At 71.2% G+C, this 18,920-nt stretch carries 16 protein-coding genes; 7 read left to right on the forward strand and 9 right to left on the reverse strand.

The genetic code is table 11. The annotated features are described in order from the left end of the window. Position 1 precedes the first annotated feature (1 nt). From FHX46_RS01120 to FHX46_RS01140, 5 genes are all read right to left on the reverse strand, one after another. Entirely contained in the window at positions 2-745 is a 744-nt protein-coding gene (locus tag FHX46_RS01120; protein WP_167109815.1) for a TetR/AcrR family transcriptional regulator, read from the reverse strand. A gap of 479 nt (positions 746-1,224) precedes the next feature. Beyond that, positions 1,225-1,848, reverse strand: a complete 624-nt coding sequence (locus FHX46_RS01125) for a DUF1707 SHOCT-like domain-containing protein (RefSeq protein WP_167109817.1) — start codon at positions 1,846-1,848, stop codon at positions 1,225-1,227. Between the two features lie 47 nt (positions 1,849-1,895). Continuing rightward, positions 1,896-2,540: a response regulator gene (locus FHX46_RS01130; RefSeq protein WP_167120972.1), complete on the reverse strand. Its 645-nt coding sequence runs from the start codon at positions 2,538-2,540 to the stop codon at positions 1,896-1,898. Further along, the gene (gene macS / locus FHX46_RS01135) at positions 2,537-3,673 is read right to left on the reverse strand and encodes a MacS family sensor histidine kinase (protein WP_167109819.1); all 1,137 of its coding nucleotides are present in this window, start codon (positions 3,671-3,673) and stop codon (positions 2,537-2,539) included. Before macS ends, FHX46_RS01130 begins: the two co-directional genes overlap by 4 nt. Then, positions 3,670-4,848, reverse strand: coding sequence for an AI-2E family transporter (locus FHX46_RS01140; protein ID WP_167109821.1), 1,179 nt, complete (start codon positions 4,846-4,848; stop codon positions 3,670-3,672). The genes macS and FHX46_RS01140 overlap by 4 nt, the downstream gene beginning before the upstream one ends. A 546-nt stretch (positions 4,849-5,394) precedes the next feature. Between FHX46_RS01140 and FHX46_RS01145 the strand changes: the two genes are divergently transcribed. The 4 genes from FHX46_RS01145 to FHX46_RS01160 all read left to right on the forward strand — a co-directional run bounded on the left by FHX46_RS01145 (position 5,395) and on the right by FHX46_RS01160 (position 10,429). Further along, positions 5,395-5,835 (forward strand): hypothetical protein, encoded by a 441-nt coding sequence (locus FHX46_RS01145; protein WP_167109823.1) that lies wholly within the window; start codon positions 5,395-5,397, stop codon positions 5,833-5,835. Positions 5,836-5,875: 40 nt separating this feature from the next. Continuing rightward, a complete protein-coding gene (locus tag FHX46_RS01150; RefSeq protein ID WP_167120974.1) occupies positions 5,876-6,124 on the forward strand; it encodes a hypothetical protein in 249 nt (82 codons plus the stop codon). 275 nt (positions 6,125-6,399) lie between these two features. Then, complete coding sequence (locus FHX46_RS01155; RefSeq protein WP_208399957.1) at positions 6,400-7,326, forward strand: hypothetical protein; 927 nt, start codon at positions 6,400-6,402, stop codon at positions 7,324-7,326. 196 nt (positions 7,327-7,522) lie between these two features. After that, positions 7,523-10,429: a beta strand repeat-containing protein gene (locus FHX46_RS01160; RefSeq protein ID WP_167109827.1), complete on the forward strand. Its 2,907-nt coding sequence runs from the start codon at positions 7,523-7,525 to the stop codon at positions 10,427-10,429. Between the two features lie 60 nt (positions 10,430-10,489). Here FHX46_RS01160 and FHX46_RS01165 read toward each other — a convergent pair whose 3' ends face one another. Then, positions 10,490-11,260: a dioxygenase family protein gene (locus tag FHX46_RS01165; protein ID WP_167109829.1), complete on the reverse strand. Its 771-nt coding sequence runs from the start codon at positions 11,258-11,260 to the stop codon at positions 10,490-10,492. Positions 11,261-11,384: 124 nt separating this feature from the next. On the opposite strand from FHX46_RS01165, the gene FHX46_RS01170 reads away from it, so the two are divergent. Further along, positions 11,385-11,756 carry a hypothetical protein gene (locus FHX46_RS01170; RefSeq protein ID WP_167109831.1) on the forward strand — a complete coding sequence of 124 codons (372 nt, stop codon included), beginning with the start codon at positions 11,385-11,387 and terminating at the stop codon, positions 11,754-11,756. Here FHX46_RS01170 and FHX46_RS01175 read toward each other — a convergent pair. Then, positions 11,742-13,925, reverse strand: a complete 2,184-nt coding sequence (locus FHX46_RS01175; RefSeq protein WP_167109832.1) for an excinuclease ABC subunit UvrA — start codon at positions 13,923-13,925, stop codon at positions 11,742-11,744. The genes FHX46_RS01170 and FHX46_RS01175 overlap by 15 nt on opposite strands. 62 nt (positions 13,926-13,987) lie before the next feature. Between FHX46_RS01175 and FHX46_RS01180 the strand changes: the two genes are divergently transcribed. Further along, a complete protein-coding gene (locus FHX46_RS01180; protein WP_313885984.1) occupies positions 13,988-14,941 on the forward strand; it encodes a helix-turn-helix transcriptional regulator in 954 nt (317 codons plus the stop codon). 1 nt (position 14,942) lies between these two features. On the opposite strand, the gene FHX46_RS01185 is transcribed toward FHX46_RS01180, so the two are convergent. Continuing rightward, positions 14,943-15,701: an alpha/beta fold hydrolase gene (locus FHX46_RS01185; protein WP_167109834.1), complete on the reverse strand. Its 759-nt coding sequence runs from the start codon at positions 15,699-15,701 to the stop codon at positions 14,943-14,945. Positions 15,702-15,820: 119 nt separating this feature from the next. Between FHX46_RS01185 and FHX46_RS01190 the strand changes: the two genes are divergently transcribed. Continuing rightward, entirely contained in the window at positions 15,821-17,065 is a 1,245-nt protein-coding gene (locus FHX46_RS01190; RefSeq protein ID WP_167109836.1) for a glycosyltransferase family 87 protein, read from the forward strand. Between the two features lie 91 nt (positions 17,066-17,156). On the opposite strand, the gene dnaB is transcribed toward FHX46_RS01190, so the two are convergent. After that, positions 17,157-18,560, reverse strand: a complete 1,404-nt coding sequence (gene dnaB, locus FHX46_RS01195) for a replicative DNA helicase (RefSeq protein ID WP_167102148.1) — start codon at positions 18,558-18,560, stop codon at positions 17,157-17,159. Positions 18,561-18,920 lie beyond the last annotated feature (360 nt).

The following is an 18,920-nucleotide window of genomic DNA, read 5'->3' on the forward strand; positions in this document are numbered from 1 at the left end:
TCTAGGGCACGTCCAGGCCGATCTCGCGCGCGAGGTCGGCCAGGAGGGCGTCGAACACGGCGTCCGGCTTGGACATCGGGATCGGGTAGTTGCCGAACACCTCGAGCGTCACGTGCCCGTAGAGCCGCGCCCAGAACTGGATCATCACGTAGGTGGTGCTCAGGTCGAGCTTCTCCGGCGGGAAGCCGACACCGGACTCGGCGAGCACGGCCAGCAGTTCGTCCTGGAACGCCGTGAGGTCGTCGTGCAGTTCGACGGGCACCGACTCGGCGGGGGGTATCTCCAGCTGGAAGTTGGCGAGCAGGTGGCCGGCGGCGGTGAGGAAGATCCGGCCGAACGGCTCGTTCGCCCGGTTCAGCGTCGCCACGCTGCCGGCCGCGGAGCCGACCTCCCCGGTTGGTGAGGCGAACACCAGGGTGAATTCCTTGGTGTGCGTGAGCGCCCAGCGCCGGAAGCCGCGGCAGATGGCGAAGAGCTGCACCGCGCCGTCGTCGGGCAGCCCGGACAGTTCCTCGGTGAGCTCGGCGGCCAGGTCGGCGACGACGTCGAGGCGGAGGTGCTCGACCAGGTCGTCGCGGGACCCGTAGTACCGGTACAGGGCGGGTGCCGTGATGCCGAGTTCACGGGCGATGGCCCGCAGTGTCACGGCTTCCGGTCCGCGCTCGACGAGGAGCTTGCGCGCGGTGCGGCGGATGTCCTGGTCGGTCGCCGCGCGCTCGCGACCCCGCCGGGTCGGCTTGTCCATCCCGGCATTCTAGAAGGTCAGCGGCGTGATCCGGCGCTGATCGGGCGCCGCCGGTACCGATCGCTCGGGGGGCTACGCGATCGGTACCAGCGACCCGATGCCCGGCTTCCGGTACCGGACGCCAGGTGAGAGCCCGCGTAACCCCCTCGCGGGACGTCCCCATCCGGAAAATGCCCCGCGCGGGGGACCTTCTCGGACGCTCACCCTAGTGTCGCACTATTCGCCCCAGAAGTTACATGGAACTTCACGTTCACCCGGATAAGAATGCTGGGACGACCTTCGAGGTCCTGGCGCCGGCCGGGGAGAACTCGATCCTGGCCCCCTCCGGCGAACCAGACCCTCGAACCGTCTGACGTGGACGGCGTGCTGGACCGGGCGGAGGCGGTGGCGGCGGAGCGGCTGCAAGCGCTTGCGGGCGAGGGGACCACCGAGGGCAAGCCGACGGCGCGTGGCGGAACTGGGCGGCGCGGGCAGAAGGCCTAGTGCGCGAAGATGCCGCGCCGCGGGTGGCGGATCACCAGGGAACCGCCGTGCAGGCGGCCCGCGAACACCAGCCGCGGATTGCCCGGCCGGCCGTCGGAGCCGGTCTTGTCCTGCAGCGACCCGTACTTGATGTCGGTGATCGCGTTCAGGTCCACCGCCGCGTGCTCGGGGATGACCACCTCGACCGAGCCCCACTTGGAGTCCAGCTCGATGCGGACCACCGGGCTGGTCACCTGCGCCTCGGTGAAGTCGAGCTTCGTCGAACCGTACCGGTTGTGCACGACCACCTCGCCCGGCACCAGCCAGTGCCCGTTGCGCACCAGCGCGGAGTACTTCGCGCTGAGCTCGAGCCGCCGGCCCGGCAGGGGGGCCTCGGCCGAAGCGGGCGCACCCGCGTACGCCTCCGGGTGCACCAGCCCGGGCAGGTCGGCGAGCACCGTGTTCAGCTCTCCCCTGGTCCGCGCCTTCAACGCGGTGTCGGTGCGCTCGGTGAACTCGTCGAGGTCGATCATGCCGCGGCCGATCGCCTTCTGCAGCACCTCGACGACGTGCTCGCGCTCCCCGTCCGAGACCCGCAGGTCGCGCGGGTTCAGCGGTGTTGTCCCGGTTTCCTCGCCCATGCCCCCACGTTAGGTCGGCGCATCCCTTAGGGAATCCGGGAAAACCCCTAGTCTTTGTCGAGCCCGTGCTCGATCGCGTATCGCGCCAGTTCGACGCGGTTGTGCAGCTGCAACTTCCGCAGCGTCGATTGCACGTGGTTCTCCACGGTGCGCGGTGACAGCACCAGCCGCTCGGCGATCTGCCGCGAGGTCAGCCCCTTGGCGACCAGCCGCAGCACGTCCGTCTCCCGCTCGGTGAGCCGCGGCGGCGCCACCCCGCCCGCCGGTGCCTCCGCCATCCGCCGGTACTCGCCCAGCACCAGCCCGGCCAGCCCGGGCGTGAACACCGGGTCGCCCTCGGCGGTCCGGCGCACCGCGTCGACGAGCTCCGCCACCGACGCCGACTTCACCAGGTAGCCGGACGCGCCGGCCTTCACCGCTTCCAGCACGTCGCTGTGCTCGCCGCTGGCCGACAGCACCAGCACCCGCGTGTCCGGCAGCGACGTGGTGATCTCGCGCGTCGCGTGCACGCCGGAGGTGCTGCCCAGGTTCATGTCCATCAGCACGACGTCGGGCCGCACGGTGGCCGCGATGCGCACCGCCGCCGCGGCGTCCGGCGCCGTCGCCCGCACGTCGAACCCGTTCTCGGTGAGGTCGCGTGCCACGCCGTCCCGCCAGATCGGGTGGTCGTCGACCACCATCACGCTGATCATGTCCTCGGCACCCGGATCTCCCATTCCGTCCCCTGCCCTGGTGCGGTCTCCAGGGAGATCGTGCCACCGAGCCCGGCCACGCGTCCCCGCATCGATCGAACCACCCCCATCCGGCCCTCGCCCTCGGCGGCGGCCAGCCGTCCCTCGGGGATGCCGGGGCCGTCGTCCCGCACGGTCACCACAACCTCACCGCCCAGGTCCTCCAGCAGCACCCACGCCTTGGCGCCGGTCCCGGCGTGCTTGTCGACGTTGGACAGCGCTTCGCGGACGACGGCGACCAGTTCGGCGGTTTTCTCCGCCGGCAGGTTCACCTCCCCGGCGGGCGCTGCGACCTGCACCTTCGAGGACCCGAGCAGTTGCAGCGCGGCCCGCAGATCGGTCTCGCCGGTGTGGTGCCGCGCCGGGCCGGTGGTGACCAGCGCGCGCAGCGCGATCTCCTGCTCCCCCGCCAGCTCGGCGAGCTCGGCCGCTTCGCCGCCCAGCTCGGCGCCACGCCGGCGTACCCGCGCGAGCACCTGCAGCACACTGTCGTGGATGTCGCGCGCCAGCCGTTCCCGCTCGGCGTTGGCGGCCTCGGTGCGCAACGCCTCGGCGAGCGTGGCGGCCGACTTCCGCGCGGTCGTCGCGCTCATCCCGATCAGCAGCCCGCTCGCGACGAGCAGCACGCCGTCGCGCGCGACGTCCAGGGTGAACCCGTGCCGGGCGATGCCGGTCGCTGCCGAGACCACCAGTCCCGCGGCCACGCCGCCGACGCCGCCGAACCGGGTGCCCGCGGCGACCGGGGCGCCGGCCACCCACACCGTCGTGATGAGCGGGGCCACCGCGGCGTTCTGCTCCGCGGTCAGGATCCACGGCGAGGTGAGCATCAGCGCGCAGGTGACCAGCACGTCGGCCAGGACGAACCAGCGCCACCGCCACCGCAGGTCTTCGCGCGCGTAGACCAGGCCGGTCGCGACCGTCCACAGTGTCATCGTCCCGAGCACGGCCCAGGCCAGCCAGGGCCGCTGGTAGCCCGAGCTGTGCACGATCACCGCACCGAGGGCGAACAGCAGCGTGAGCACGCGCAGCCCGATCGTGCCCCACCACAGCGGGGTCGCCGGTTCGCGTGCGGTGGGCCCGAACCGGCGGCTCACGGCTTGTCCGCGGCGCCGGGTTCCTCGTCGTCGCGGTTCGCGTCGGCGTTGGGCACGGCCTCGATGTCGTGCAGCACGTCGACCTCCGCCGGGTTCGGATCGACCTCGTGCAGCAGCGACCGCACCCCCGCGTTGATGATCGACATCAGCGGCACGGCGAGCAGCGCGCCCGGGATGCCGTACACCACCAGGCCGGCGGCGATGCCGAGCACCACGGCCAGCGGGTGCAGCTTCACCGCCCGGCCGAGCAGCAGCGGCTGCAGGATGTGGCTCTCCAGCTGCATGACCGCGATCAGGATGGCCAGCACGATCAACGCGGTCACGAACCCCTTGGTGACCAGCGCGACGAGCACGGCGACCGCGCCGGTGATCACCGCGCCGAAGATCGGGATGAACGCGCCGAGGAACACCAGCGTGGACAGCGGGATCGCCAGCGGCACGCCGAGGATCGCCAGCCCGATGCCCACGCCGACGGCGTCCACCACCGCGACCGCGGCGGTGGCGCGGACGAACGCGACGAGCGAGGCGAAGCCGCGGCGGCCGGCCACGTCGACGCGCTGCCGGACCCGGCTCGGGATGCCCAGCATCAGCCAGTCCCAGATCCGGTCGCCACCGGCGAGGAAGAAGATCGTGACGAACAGCGTCAGCACGAAACCGGTGAGGATCTCCCCGACCGTGGTCGCGGTGGTGAGCGCGCTGTTGGTGAACGCGGCCTGGTTGTGCTGCAGGAAGCTGATCGAGTTGTCGATGAACTGCTGGATCTGTTCCTGCTTGAGGTGCAGATCGTTGATCAGGAAGTTCTTGATCTGGTTCAGGCTGTTGTTGACCTGGCTGGTCAGCGCGGGCAGGCCATCGGTGACCTGGGTAATGACGAAGGTGAGCAGCCCGCCCAGCACCGCGAGCCCGCCGATCAGCACGATCGCGGTCGCCAGCCCGCGCGGCACCTTGACCCGCACCAGCCGCGCGACCGCCGGGGCGAGCAGCGCCGCGAGCAGCAGCGCGATCGCCACCGGGATCACCACGACCGACAGGTAGGCCAGCAGGCGCAGGATCAGGTACGCGGCGGCCGCCACGACCAGGAACCGCCAGCCGAACGCGGCGCTCACCCGCAGGCCACGCGGGACGACCGAGTCGTCGCTGAGGAATCCGTACTTCGGAGGCTGCGGCTCGCTCACGGGGTCCAGCCTATCGAGCTGGACGAATACGGCAGGGCAACGCCGCTGACCACGCTGCCTGTCCGGCGCGTCACCCGATCGGCGCATGAACAGTGATCGGGTCAGCACAAGTTCTGTCGGTATGTCAATCTCCGACCAAGATCGACAGTGTGTGATCGCGTTGCGCCCCAGCGCGATGAGAGGAGTCGGCCTCCGCCATGACGGCTCGGACCACCACCTGCCCTCCGCACTCGCCGTTCGGCACGGAGCGGGCGATTCCGCCCCCCGTTTCGCGCGGCATTTCCTCCGCTTCGTTTGCTGCTTTCGACGAATTGGTTCGGAGAGACCGCTGAGGGGTTTTCTGACCCCGCTTGCTTCTTTCAATTTTCTCTCATGACACCGCTCTGACCAGCGTTTATCCTGCGTGGAGCGGTATTTTCTGCTGCCCTGGAACGGTTTTTTCACACTTCTGGGTGGGGAATCTGGTCAATTCTTTCGAGACGTCTTTACGGTCGGTTTCGACGGGAGTGCGTGGAACTTCCGGCCCGGAGAACGAGGAGTGCATCGATGTTCAGCAAATTCCGCAAGACGACGGCCGCGGCGGTGCTGGTGGGGGCCGGCCTGCTCGCGATGGGTGTCACCGGCGGTACCGCGTCGGCGTCCGAGGTGTCCTGCCCCGCGCAGGTCCCCGCGCACCCGACCGGCGCCGACTACGTGAACGCGTGGAACCAGTCCGGGGCGTGCTTCGGCGCAGGCGCCGCGGGTCTGGCGAGCTCGGCCTGGGCCGGTGCGATCCCGTCGATCGTCGAGGGCGCGGCCGGGGCTGTGGGCGTCCGGGACGACAGCGGGCTGACCGCCCCGGTGGTGGTGCCGTCGCACCCGACGGGTGCCGACTACGTGAACGCGTGGAACGAGTCCGGGGCGCTGGCCGGTGCCGGTGCCGCCGGTCTGGCCAGTTCCGCGTGGGCGGGCGCGATCCCGTCGATCGTGCAGGGCGCGCTCGGATAGCGCTTTCCCGCTTGAACACCGTTAGGAAGGAGTGTTCGTGATGCGCAGGGGATTTTCCCGTGGTGCCACCGCTCTCGCGATCGCGCTCGGCGCGTTCGCCTTCGCTGCCGGGACCGCGTCGGCCGACGAGCTGACCGCCCCGGTGGTGGTGCCGTCGCACCCGACGGGTGCCGACTACGTGAACGCGTGGAACGAGTCCGGGGCGCTGGCCGGTGCCGGTGCCGCCGGTCTGGCCAGTTCCGCGTGGGCGGGCGCGATCCCGTCGATCGTCCAGGGTGCCCTGGGCTGATTTCCCTTGGGGCGCCCAGGATCCCTCGCATCCTGGGCGCCCCTCGGGTGCGACCGGGGAAGGTCACGTCTCGTGATGCCCCGCCACACCCGGTGTTCTTCACACGATCGTGCGATCAAGTCGTGTCGAAGGTGCGCGGGGGGCCAGAAATTTGGTTATCTCGATCGCGTAAGCGGTTACCGCAGCGATGCGACGAGGTTTCGGACGCGATCAGTCCGGGAAGACCGCGATCAACTTCTTCCGACAGGAGCACGGTGTTGCAGGCTAACGCGGCCATGAGCAGGGGCACGGCATCCGCCGTGCGCTGGCTCGTCCGCGCCCTGCTCCTGATCGCCGGCATCGCGGCCGCCTGGCTGATCGGCGACGCGACCGCCTCCGCCGCTCAGCTCGCCCCCGCGCCCGCGGCCGAAGCGCAGCCGAACGGCGACGAGGCGACCCCGGTCACCGACCGCGTGATGGCCGCCACCGACGACCTCACCTGGGGTGTCTCCGATCTGGTCGGCGACACCACCGCCACCGCGCTGCGGTACGGCACGGCGGGTGGCCCAGCCATCCCCGCCCGCGGCGCGGAGGCCGCTGCGGACCTGCGTCAGACGGTCCACACCTTCACCCGCGACGCGGTGCTGCACCCGGTGGCGCGCACCCTCGGCACGGCCGAGCACATCAGCCGCAAGCCGCAGGACGCATCGCAGGTGATCGGCCAGGCACTGACCCCGACGCCCGCGTTCCAGGGCTTCCGCGCCAAGGTGTGGGGCTTCCTGCACCCGAACGGCGCCGGCCTGATCAAGCTGCCGGGCCTCCGCGGCGCCTCCGCGCACAACGAGTCCGTTGTGCCGACGGCGGCGCAGGCACTGCCCGTCTTCGCGGCCCCGCCCGTCGTGGGCCCGGTCGCGGTGACCGCGCCGGACGGCCCGACCGCCCAGACGGTCCCGGCCGTCCAGCACGACGACGGCACCGGCCGCACTCACGGTGACGAGCGGGACCAGTTCCCGTACTCGCCGCTGCACGGACCGCTCGCGCCCGCGGGTGTTCCGATGGCCCCCGGTGGTGTCGCCACCGGTGGTCACCTCGACGGCCTGCTGTTCGGCGTTCCCGCCGGCGGCCCGGCCGTGCACGGTGTGGACGACCGCAGTGCCGTCCGCATCGTTTCCCGGCACACGCCGGTTCAGCCGGGCGAGCAGCCCGGTGTCACTCCTGACTGATTGTCGCGCGGGGTAGCTCGAGCGCCGCCCTGTTTCGCCGTGCCCCTTCTTCGGACCGGCGTCGCGCGCACAGCCAGAGCACCCCGCTTTTCCAGCCTTCGCGGGCTTCCTCACCCATGCCCGCGATCCCCGGTGCTCTGTTCGTGCACCGACCCCCAAGCCCCGCAAGGGAACCCGAAGAAAAGGAGATACCCCCATGCAGACCTGGGCAAAGCGCGGAATTCAGACCGCGCTGGTCACGGGTGGCTTGCTGATGCTGGGTACCGGCATCGCATCTGCCGACGAGAACGTCAACCCGGACAGTCCTGCCGGTCCGCTGGACGTCAACCTGAGCGTCCCGGTCGACGTCCAGGACAACGCCCTGGGCACCCTGGGCAAGCAGGTCAACCTTCCCGAGGTTCACCGGGAGATCAGCACCAAGCCGGTCACCGGCGCGGTGAACAAGGCTTCGGCCCCGATCGCCAAGACGGGCGCCTTGAAGCCGGCCGCCCCGGCACTCGGTGCCGCCAACGGTGTGGTCGCGAAGGCCACCGACGCCGCCAGCGGTGCCGCCGAGCGCGTCGGTCAGGCGACGCACCCCGGTGCGCAGCGCGCCGCGCAGGACGTCACTCCGTCCGTGCAGGACAACGGCGACCCCTTCCACGGCAACAAGGTCTCGGCCAACGCCGCTGTGCCGATCCTGATCAGCGGCAACGCCCTCGGCGTGCTGGGTGACGCGAACGTCCACTCGGACGCCTCCCAGAGCTACGCGCACAACTCCGACATCAAGACCAGCGGTGCGCACGGCGGCCTCGCCGGCAACGTGGTGGCGCTGGACTGGGCCCTGCCCGTCCAGATCTCCGGCAACGCGCTCGGCCTCGTCGGCAGCGGCCACTCCTCCGGCAGCGCCACGCAGTCCGCGTCGACCACCGGTGACATCGTCACCGACGGCACCAACGGTGGCCTGGCCGGCAACGTCGTCTCCCCGCAGGGCGCGACCCCGCTGCAGGTCTCGGGCAACGCGCTGGGCTGGTTCCTCGGCCACGCCGAGACCGACTTCGCGGGCTCCAGCGAGGCGCAGTCCGGCGGCTCGATCCAGACGCACGGGTCGAAGGGCGCGGGCAGCGGTAACGTCGCCGGCGTTCCGGTGGCCCTGCCCGCCAAGGTGTCCGGCAACGCCGTCTCCTGGGGCGGCGACGCCGACGTGCCGGCCGGTGCGTACGACGCCGCGGCCCAGGCGGGCGACACCAAGCCGGGCATGAACGGCATCCCGAGCTACATCCAGACCGACGGGGACGACTCGTTCCTGGCCGGCAACGTCGCGCAGCCGCAGCCCGCGGTGCCGGCGACCGTCGCGGGCAACGCCGCGGCCTGGGTGGGCAACTCGCTCGTCGGCGGCGGCGCGGACCGCCAGCACGGCGGCGTGGACCTCGGCAGCGACGCCAAGTCCGGCGGCTTCACCAGCACCAGCGGTGAGGACGCGGCCGGCTCCGGCAACATCGCGGACGCGCCCGTCGCGCTCCCGGTCGAGGCGTTCTGCGTCGGCGGGACCTGGATCGGCAACGCGCACGCCAGCGGCTGCGACAACGACACCGACGCCGAAGCCGGCTCGGGCACCTACACCAGCGGCAACGGCTCGTTCATCGGTGGCAACACCGTGTCCGCCCCGCCGGCCGGCACCGTCGAGGTCTTCGGCGTGGGCGGCTCGTGGATCGGCAACGCCTCGGGCAGCGCGACCGAGACCAAGGACGTCAAGGCCGGCGGCTACAACGGCAGCCAGGGCAACGACTCCACCGGCTCGGGCAACGTCGTGCAGACCCCGGTGGCCCTGCCCGCCGAGATCTTCGGCGTCGGTGGCTCGTGGATCGGCCAGGGCGCCGGCAAGGCGACCGAGACCAAGACCGTGACCTCCGGTGGCGGCGGCAACACCCAGGACGACCACGGCGCGGGCAGCGCGAACCTGGTGCAGGTTCCGGTGTCGGCCCCCGTGCAGGCGTTCGGCATCGGCGGGGCGTGGATCGGCCAGGGCAGCGGCGCGGCCGCGACCGACACCACCTCCACCGCGGGTGGCACCGGGCACGCCAACGGCAAGGAAGGCTTCCTGTCGGGCAACCTGGGCGCGGTTCCGGTTTCGCTGCCGGCGCAGGTGCACGGCATCGGCGGCGCCTGGATCGGCAACGGCTTCGGCCTGTCGGAGAACGTGACCGACTCGACCGCGGGCGGCGACCTGTCGACCACCGGTGAGGGCGGCTCGGTTGCCGGCAACATCATCGAGGCGCCGGTCGGCGCCGTGGCCACCGTGTTCGGTGACGCCGCGGTGTGGGGCGGTGTCGTGAAGGGCGACGGCAACAACGACGTCGTGTCCACCGCGGGTGGCGACGCCACGACCAACGGTGACGGCGGCTCGATCGCCGGCGACGTGGTCGCGGCCCAGCTGCTGCCGGTGGCGCAGGTGTTCGGCAACGCCGCGAGCCTGGTCGGCGTGGCGCACGCGGCCGGCCTGAACAGCACCGAGGCCACCTCGGGTGGGGACATCACCACCTCGGGCGAGGGCGGCGCGCTGTCCGGCGACATCTTCGACGTCCCGGCCGCCGCGGTGGCGCAGGTGTTCGGCAATGCCGCGTCGCTGGGCGGGGTCGCGCACGCGGTCGCCGTGAACGACACCACCGGGACCGTGGGCGGCACGGACACCACGTCCGGCCCGGCCAAGGCCCTGTCGGGGATCGCCAAGCAGGTGCCGCTGGGCGCGGTCGTCCAGGTCTACAACATCCCGGCCGGCCTGATCGCGGTCACCAGCACCGCCGTCCAGAACGCGACGGACGTCTCGGTTGCCGACCGCAAGCCGCAGATCGACCTGCCCATCACCATGCCGGAGATGGGGGCCACCGCGCTGCCGTCGCTGCCGGTCCGCTCCGAGCGTTCCGCGCTGCCGCAGGCGAACACGCTGCCGGTCGAGCTGCCCGCCGCGGGCCTGCCCACGCTGCCGGAGCTGCCCACGAACGCCGAGGGCCTGCTGCCCCACGGCGACGTCCCGGCTCTCGCGCAGCTGGACTCCGACCCGACCGCCGTCTTCAACCAGGTCACCGACCTGGTGAGCGGCAAGGGAATCCACATCCAGGGCTGATGCCCTGATCCGAGGCGGGCCCGGGAGCACACGCTCCCGGGCCCGTTTCGCTGCGCGCGGTCAGCCGATCTGCACGGACCGCTTCGCCAGGCCGTACCAGTAGCCGTCGATCACCGTCTCCGGCCGGGTGTCGTCGGAACCGGCGCCGAGGCTGACGAACAGCGGCGCGAAGTGCTCGATGCGCGGGTGGGCGAGGGTGGCGGCCGGCGCCTTGTGGCGGAAGTCGAGCAGCGCGTCGAGGTCGCGGGCACGCAGCGTTTCCGCGCCCCACTGGTCGAACTCGGCCGACCACTGCGGCGGGGGGCCGTCCACGCCGACACCCATCGCGGAGAGGTTGTGCGTGAAGAACCCGCTGCCGATGATCAGCACCCCCTCGTCGCGCAACGGCTTGAGCTTGCGGCCCAGCTCGAACAGCTGCCGCGGGTCGAGGGTCGGCATGGACAGTTGCAGCACCGGTACGTCGGCGTCCGGGTACATCTCCACCAGCGGCACGTAGGCGCCGTGGTCGAGGCCGCGTTCGGGAGCCTCGTGCACCTCGGTGCCGGGGCCGTGCAGGAGCTTGCGCACCTTGGCGGCGAGCCCGGGTGCGCCGGGGGCCGGGTAGGTGACCGCGTAGTAGCGGTCCGGGAAGCCCCAGAAGTCGTAGACCAGTGGGACCGTCGTGGTGGCGCCGACGGTGACCGGGGCCTCCTCCCAGTGCGCCGAGACGACGAGGATCGCCTTCGGCTGGGGCAGGTTCGCCGACCAGTCCGCGAGCTGGCGGGTCCATCGGGCGTCGTCGGCGAGCGGTGGCGCGCCATGGCTCAGGTAGAGCACGGGAGTCGCACTCATCGCAGCCTCCATGTTTGAAAGTTCAACTACTACGGTACCCGACGCCGCGAGACCGGGCGATATTCCCGCGTCCGGAACCGGTACAGACTGGCCGGCGGCGCGGGGCGCGCGCCTATCCTGGGCCATGGTGGTCAACGTGGCGATCTACCTGGTCACGTGCGTCACGCCGCCGGTGCTGTTCTGGCTCGCGAGCAAGACCCCCGCGGTGGTCGCCGCCCTGCGGCGCCACGGTGAGCCCGTCCCGGCCGGCCTGCCCATCGAACGGCTGGCCGCGGACCTGCGCCGGGTGCGCCGCGCGCTGGAGAGCCTCGCGCCCGAGTCGCCGATGGTCCGCCGCCGCGCGACGTGCCAGGCGTACGACGCGCTGCTGGTGCAGGCGTGCGCCGCGCTCGGCCTGCGGCACTGGCTGGACGACCTCCCCGAGGGTGTGGAACGCGACGTGGAACGCCTGCGCGTCGAGGAGGCGTTGCGCGGGGCCGGGTTAGCGGTTCCCTGACAGCCGGGCCAGGTGCCGCCCGGTCGTGGACCGTTCCTGGCGCACCAGCTCGGCCGGCGGCCCCTGGAACAGCACCCGTCCGCCGTGCCGGCCCGGGCCGGGGCCGAGGTCGACGATCCAGTCCGCGCGGGCTATCACGTCCAGGTTGTGCTCGATCACCACGACCGTCGAACCGGCCGACACCAGCCGGTCGAACAGCTCGATCAGGCCGGCGACGTCCGCGGGGTGCAGCCCAGTGGTGGGCTCGTCGAAGACGTACGTGCGGCCGGGCCGGGCGAGCTCGACGGCGAGCTTGAGGCGCTGCCGTTCGCCGCCGGACAGCGTGTTCAACGGCTGGCCCAGCGACAGGTACCCGATGCCGACCTCGACCAGCCGGTCCAGCATCGGTTCGTCCGGGAAGACCTCCCGCGCGTCCCGCACGCTGAGGTCGAGCACCTCGCTGATCGTGTGGCCGCGGTAGGTGTAGCGCAGGACGTCCTCGACGAACCGCCGCCCCTCGCACTCCTCGCACGTCGAGACCACCGGGTCGAGGAAAGCCAGGTCGGTGTAGAGCACGCCGAGGCCGTGGCAGCGCGGGCAGGCCCCCGCGGAGTTTGCGCTGAACAGCGACGGGCTCACCCCGTTCGCGGCGGCGAACCGCTGCCGGATGCCGTGGAGCATCCCGGTGAACGTGGCCGGGCTGGACCGGCGCGAACCGCGGATCGGGCTCTGGTCGACCGACACCGCGTCCGGGACGAACCCGTGCACCAGCGTGCTCTTGCCGGACCCGGCCACGCCGGTGACGACGGTCAGCACCCCCAGCGGGATGTCCGCGTCGACGCCCCGCAGGTTGTGCCGGGTGGCGCCCCGGATCTGCAGGAACCGCTCGGCCGGCCGCGGGTTCTCCTTGATCCGCGGGCGGTGCCGCAGGTAGCGGCCGGTGGGGGTGTCCGCCAGCCCCGCGACCGCACCCTGGTAGACCACGCGGCCGCCGTCCTGCCCGGCGCCGGGACCGAGGTCGACGACGTGGTCGGCCGCGGCGATCACGTCCGGGTCGTGCTCGACCACCAGCACGGTGTTCCCCTTGTCGCGCAGGCTCTTGAGCAGGGCGACCAGCTGCGCGACGTCGTCCGGGTGCAAACCCACGCTCGGCTCGTCGAACACGTAGAGCATGTCGGTGAGGCTGCTGCCCAGGTGCCGCACCATTTTCACGCGCTGCGACTCGCCACCGGACAGGGTCGAGGTCGGGCGGTCCAGTGTGAGGTACCCGAGCCCGATCGACACGAGCCGCTCCAGTTGCGCGACCAGTCCGGCGACCACCGGCTCGGGTTCGGTCAGCGTGCGCACGAACGTCAGCAGGTCCTCGACCTCCATCGCGGCGCACTCGGCGATCGAGCGTCCGGCCACTGCGGACGCGAGCGCCTCCGGGGACAGGCGGGCGCCGTGGCACTTCGGGCAGGTTTCCTGGGTCACCACCCGCTCGAACGCCGCACGGGTGCGGCCCTTCAGCGAGTCGACGTCCTTGGGCAGCCAGATGCGTTCGAAGCGCGGCAGGAGGCCTTCGTGGTCCGGTGAGCCGTGCAGGAACGCGTCCCACTCCGCCGGGTCGTACTCGGCGAGCGGTTTGTCCAGGTCGAACAGGCCGGATTCGGCGAAGGTGCGCCACATCCATCCGCCCGGCTGGAACGTGGGGAAGCGGATGGCGCCCTCGTTCAGCGATCGGCTGCGGTCGACCAGCTCGTCGAGCACGATGGTGCGGGCCGTGCCCAGCCCGGTGCAGTGCGGGCACATCCCCTGCGGGTCGTTGAAGGAAAACGTGTTCGAGTACCCGGCGAACGGTCGGCCGGCACGCGACCACAGCAGCCGCATCAGCGAGTAGATGTCGGTGACCGTGCCGACCGTCGAGCGCGGCCCCCCGCCGAGCCGCTTCTGGTCCACCACGATCGCGGCGGACAGGTTCTCGATCGCGTCCACGTCCGGCTGGCCGTAGCGGGGCAGCCGGTGGCGCACGAACGTGGTGAACGTTTCGCCGAGCTGCCGCTGCGATTCGGCGGCGATCGTGTCGAACACCAGCGAGGACTTGCCCGATCCGGAGACCCCGGTGACGACGGTGAACGCGTGCTTCGGCAGCACGACCGTGACGTCGCGGAGGTTGTGTTCGCGGGCTCCCACCACCCGTAGTTCTGTCATGCACGCGAAGCTAGGAGCTATCGCGGTCACATCCTGGCCGCGTTTTCTGCCACGATCGACTCGTGCACGGACCGAGCGCGCGGATGCTGGAGCTGTTGTCGCTGCTGCAGACCGGCCGCACCTGGGGTGGCGCGGAGCTGGCAGGGCGGCTGGGCGTGTCCGCGCGCACCCTGCGGCGAGACGTCGAACGGCTGCGTGAGCTGGGGTTCCCGGTCCAGTCGGTGCCCGGCCCAGGTGGGCGCTACCAGCTCGTGGCCGGACGGGCGATGCCGCCACTGCTGCTCACCGATGAGGAGGCGGTGGCGACCGTGGTCGGCCTGCGCTTCGCGGCGCTGGCGCAGGTGGACGGCGCCACGGGAGCCGCCGAGGGTGCGTTGCGGAAGCTGGAGCAGGTGCTGCCGGCGCGGCTGCGGTACCGGATCGCAGCGGTGCTGGCCTCGACCGAGGCGGTGTCCCGCGCCGCGGGCCTGCTCGACCTGCGCGTGCTGCAGCTGTTCGCGTCCGCCGCACACGCCCGCGAACACGTGCGGTTCGGCTACACCACCCGGGCCGGAGAACGCAGCGAACGCCGGGTCGAACCGTACCGCCAGGTGCTCCTGGGCAAGCGGTGGTACCTGCTGGCCTGGGACACCGACCGCCGCGACTGGCGGACGTTCCGCATCGACCGGATCACCGACGTGACCCTGCCGGGCACGACGTTCCCGCCGCGGCCGCTTCCGCCGGATCCGGTGAGCTTCGTGCAGACCAGTGCGAACGTCCCGCTGAGCAGGCACCGCGGCGTGGTCCGGTTCGACGCCCCGGTCCAGGTGGTGGCGGAACGGTTGATGACCGAGGCGGGCACGCTGGAACCGATCGACGAGCACCGGTGCCGGTTCGTCACCCCGGTCGACTCGTGGGAGTGGCTCGCGATGACCCTGCCGATGGTGGGCGTGCCGTACACCATCGAAGGCCCGCCGGAGCTCGTCGAGCGCACCCGCGTGCTCGCCGGCCGCCTGCGCGCCGCCACCGGCGGGTGAGTCAGGAGGTGAGGAAGTCGCCGATCGCGGTGCCGAGCTCCGGTTGCGCGACGGCGCTGAGGTGGTTGCCCGGCACACTGCGGTAGCGCCCGTGCGGCAGGACCTCCGCCAGCTCCGGAGCGGTCTTGACGTGCGGGTCCTCGGTGCCGGTCACCACGAGCGTCGGTGTCCCGAGCCGGGCCACGGCTGCCCGGGGCGTGTCGACCGAACTGTCCAGGACGTGCAGCAGGGCCTCGCGGTCGCCACCGGTCTGGCGGAAGAACGCCTCCGCCCGCCACTCCGGCGTGCCGCGCTCGAACGTCCCGAGATTGGTCAGCACCCGGCGGAAGTGGGTGGTGCCACCGCTCGTGTACTCGATGCCGTGCAGGCCCATGCCCGCGACGACCGCCCGCCGGGGCCGGGCGCCGCGCACCAGCATGCGGATGGCCGTCCGCCCGCCGAGCGAGTAGCCGCCCAGGTCGTAGTCGGTCAGGCCGAGGTGCTCGACGAGGTCGAGTGCGTCGTCGGTGAGCACGTCCGGCGGGTACGCGGCCGGGTCGTGCGGCTTCGCGCTCTCCCCGTGGCCACGCAGGTCCGGCATGATCACGCGGAACCCGAGACCGGCGAGGTGCGCGGCGTGACCGTAGCTGATCCAGTTGACCTGCGACGTGGAGAAGAAGCCGTGGATCAGCACCACCGGACGTCCGTCGCCGGTCTCCCGGTAGGCGAGCCGCACGCCGTCCTGGGCGGTGAAGTACTGGATCTCGGGCCGCGGCGACATGCCGACATTCTGCTGCCCGTCCGCCGTGGACGGTGAACGTGTGGCGGGAGACACAACTTTCTCGCCCGTGACTATGCTCCGAGATCGACAACTCCCGGTAGAGGATGGTGCGGCGCGCGATGGATCGTCTTGTCCAGCGGATGATCCATGCGCTGCGTGAGCTGGCCGCGCGCCGCTTGCCGTGGGTGGTGCTGGCCTGCGGCCTGAGCACGGCGGTGGCCGGGGTGTGGGCCGCTGTCAGCTACGGGGGGTTGTTCGTCGACCTGTCGGTGTTCCAGCTGGGCGCCAGGGCCTGGTGGCACGGTCAGGACCTGTACGGCAAGCTGCCGCGGGCCTCAGCGGGTAATGAACTGAGCTACATATATCCACCGTTCTCGCTGCTCCCACTGGCGCCGTTCACCGTGACACCCCTGCGGATCGCGGGAATCGGCACGATCGTGCTGTCGATCGCGGCCCTGGCGATCACCTCGTACGTGGTCACCCGCCGGGTCTGGCCTGCGGCCGGCAGGCGCGTGACGATCGTGATCAGTGCGGTGAGCACACCGTTGTTCATGCAGCTCGAGCCGCTGCGGGAAACCCTCGGCTTCGGCCAGGTCAACCTGTGGCTGATGGCGCTGGTCGCCCTCGACTGCCTCGTCGAACGTCCACGCTGGCCACGCGGGCTGCTGATCGGACTCGCGGCCGCGATCAAGGTTACCCCGGCCGCGTTCCTGCTCTTCTTCCTGCTACGCAAGGATTTCCGCACGATCGGCATCGCAGCGATCAGCGGTGCGACCGCGACCGCTCTGGGGTTTCTGGCCGCACCCGCCGAGTCGGTGAAGTACTGGTTCGGTGGTGTGCTGACCACCGGCTCCGGGATGGCCGGCATCCCGTTCGGCACCAACCAGGCCATCGCAGCCGCGACCGGACGGCTGAACCTGCCGCTCGGCTGGAACTGGGCGCTCAGAGCCCCGCTGCTCATCGCGGTACGAATCGCCGCCGTGGTGATCATGTCCCGGGTCGGACCACCCCTGGCCTTCGTGGTCAACGCAGCGGCCATGCTGGTGATCTCACCGGTGTCCTGGGGTGCGCACTGGGTCTGGATCGCCCCCGCCGCGCTGGTGCTGGCCAGTTACGCGCTGCGCGCCAGAAGCACGCTCGCAACGGTGGCCACGGCAGGCGTGGTCGTCGTCTTCGCCATCGGACCACACAAACTGCTGCCCATGGGCGGAGCCAACGAATACCACTGGACGTGGTGGCAGCACATCATCGGCAACGCCTACACCCTGGTCACACTCGCCGCGCTGTTCGCCACCGCGGCTCATCTCCACCGCACCGCCCACCGGAAGCCGATACCAGTCGCTCCGCTGCGGGCTGAGGTGTGAACACCCCCAGGACGCAGGGCTGCCCGCCGGGAGTCCGGTGCTCCTGATCGCCGGGATCACGGAACTCCGCGACCGGACATCTCGGCCGATGTCAGCCCTGCGCCAGGTCGGCGAACCGGCTGTAGTGCAGCTGGTGCGCGACGACGATCGTGCTGGTCGGCCCGGCGCGGTGCTTGGCCAGGATCAGGTCGGCTTCGCCGGCGCGGGGGTCGTCCCGCTCCCACGCGTCCGGGCGGTTGATCAGGATGACCATGTCCGCGTCCTGCTCCAGCGAACCGGACTCGCGCAGGTCGGACAGCATCGGGCGCTTGTCGGTGCGTTGTTCCGGGCCGCGGTTCAGCTGGCTGATCGCGACCACCGGCACCTCGAGCTCCTTGGCGAGCAGCTTCAGTTGCCGGGAGAACTCCGAGACCTCCTGCTGGCGCGACTCGACGCGCTTGCCGGACGTCATCAGCTGCATGTAGTCGACCACGACGAGCTTGAGGTCGTTGCGCTGCTTGAGCCGCCGCGCCTTCGCCCGGATCTCCATCATCGTCATGTTCGGCGAGTCGTCGATGAACAGCGGCGCCTCGCTGATCTCGCTCATCCGCCGCGCGAGCCGGGTCCAGTCGTCGTCGGACATGCGGCCGCTGCGCATGTCCGCGAGCCGGATCCGGGCCTCCGCGGAGAGCATGCGCATCACGATCTCGATGCGGCTCATCTCCAGCGAGAAGATGACGCTGGTCATGCCGTGCTTGACCGAGCACGACCGGGCGAAGTCCAGCCCCAGGGTCGACTTGCCGACACCGGGGCGCGCGGCGACGATGATCATCTGGCCGGGGTGCAGGCCGTTGGTCACCTCGTCGAGGTCGGCGAACCCGGTCGGCACGCCCTGTGACACCCCGCCGCGCGACGCGATCGCGTCGATCTCGTCCATCGTCGGCTGGAGCAGTTCCTCCAGCGCGACGTAGTCCTCGCTGGCCCGGCGCTCGGTGACGTCGTAGATCGCGGCCTGCGCGCGGTCGACCACCTCGTTGATGTCGCCGCCGTCGTTCGCCGCGCCGTAGCCGTACTGCACGATCCGGGTGCCGGCCTCGACGAGGCGCCGCAGGACGGCCTTCTCCGCCACGATCTGGGCGTAGTAGCCCGCGTTCGCGGCGGTCGGCACGGTTGCGATCAGGGTGTGCAGGTACGGGGCGCCGCCGACCCGGGCCAGCTCACCGCGCCGTTCCAGCTCGGCCGACACGGTGATCGGGTCGGCCGGTTCGCCGCGCGCGTAGAGGTCCAGGACGCAGTCGTAGACCGCCTGGTGCTTCGGGAGGTAGAAGTCGTGGGGCGCGAGCACCTCGACGACGTCGGCGATCGCGTCCTTCGACAGCAGCATGCCGCCCAGCACGGACTGCTCGGCGGGGATGTCCTGGGGCGGCTGACGGTCGAACTCGCCGTACCGCGGCCCGGGGTCCTCGGGGCCGGGGTCGGACGGGTAAGCCGGACCACGGTCGTCAGTCAGCGCCACCGCGCGGATACCTCCCAGAAAGCGAACACCAGTTCGATTATGCCGGATCTCCGCCCGGAGCGCCGGGACCGGCGCGCCGACGGCGCTCGTGTCTTCCCGGTCTTTCCGGCCACGGAGTGCGACTACTCCGGCGGCACCGTAGATCGCCGGAACGGGCCAGTGCAAACCTGCTTGGGGACTGCTCTGTGGACAGCTTGTGGAGTGCCGGGGTCAACCAGTCACAGGTCTGCCGCCACCTGTGGACAGCTTGGGGGTAACTCCGAGGGGTCGTGGAGAATCCGCAGGTCAAACCCTGTGGGTAACCTGTGGAGAACTCCGGGGAAAAAACTTCGGCGTGTCGTCGCGGCTGCGACGTTCGGC

The organism is Amycolatopsis viridis (genome assembly GCF_011758765.1).
Taxonomy (GTDB): domain Bacteria; phylum Actinomycetota; class Actinomycetes; order Mycobacteriales; family Pseudonocardiaceae; genus Amycolatopsis_E; species Amycolatopsis_E viridis.

Bases quoted from the DNA above. Each gene is read 5' to 3' on its own strand.
- FHX46_RS01120 (WP_167109815.1), bottom strand. From the start codon at position 745: ATGGACAAGCCGACCCGGCGGGGTCGCGAGCGCGCGGCGACCGACCAG.
- FHX46_RS01125 (WP_167109817.1), bottom strand. From the start codon at position 1,848: ATGGGCGAGGAAACCGGGACAACACCGCTGAACCCGCGCGACCTGCGG.
- FHX46_RS01130 (WP_167120972.1), bottom strand. From the start codon at position 2,540: ATGATCAGCGTGATGGTGGTCGACGACCACCCGATCTGGCGGGACGGC.
- FHX46_RS01145 (WP_167109823.1), top strand. From the start codon at position 5,395: ATGTTCAGCAAATTCCGCAAGACGACGGCCGCGGCGGTGCTGGTGGGG.
- FHX46_RS01150 (WP_167120974.1), top strand. From the start codon at position 5,876: ATGCGCAGGGGATTTTCCCGTGGTGCCACCGCTCTCGCGATCGCGCTC.
- FHX46_RS01155 (WP_208399957.1), top strand. From the start codon at position 6,400: ATGAGCAGGGGCACGGCATCCGCCGTGCGCTGGCTCGTCCGCGCCCTG.
- FHX46_RS01160 (WP_167109827.1), top strand. From the start codon at position 7,523: ATGCAGACCTGGGCAAAGCGCGGAATTCAGACCGCGCTGGTCACGGGT.
- FHX46_RS01165 (WP_167109829.1), bottom strand. From the start codon at position 11,260: ATGAGTGCGACTCCCGTGCTCTACCTGAGCCATGGCGCGCCACCGCTC.
- FHX46_RS01170 (WP_167109831.1), top strand. From the start codon at position 11,385: ATGGTGGTCAACGTGGCGATCTACCTGGTCACGTGCGTCACGCCGCCG.
- FHX46_RS01175 (WP_167109832.1), bottom strand. From the start codon at position 13,925: ATGACAGAACTACGGGTGGTGGGAGCCCGCGAACACAACCTCCGCGAC.
- FHX46_RS01185 (WP_167109834.1), bottom strand. From the start codon at position 15,701: ATGTCGCCGCGGCCCGAGATCCAGTACTTCACCGCCCAGGACGGCGTG.
- FHX46_RS01190 (WP_167109836.1), top strand. From the start codon at position 15,821: ATGGATCGTCTTGTCCAGCGGATGATCCATGCGCTGCGTGAGCTGGCC.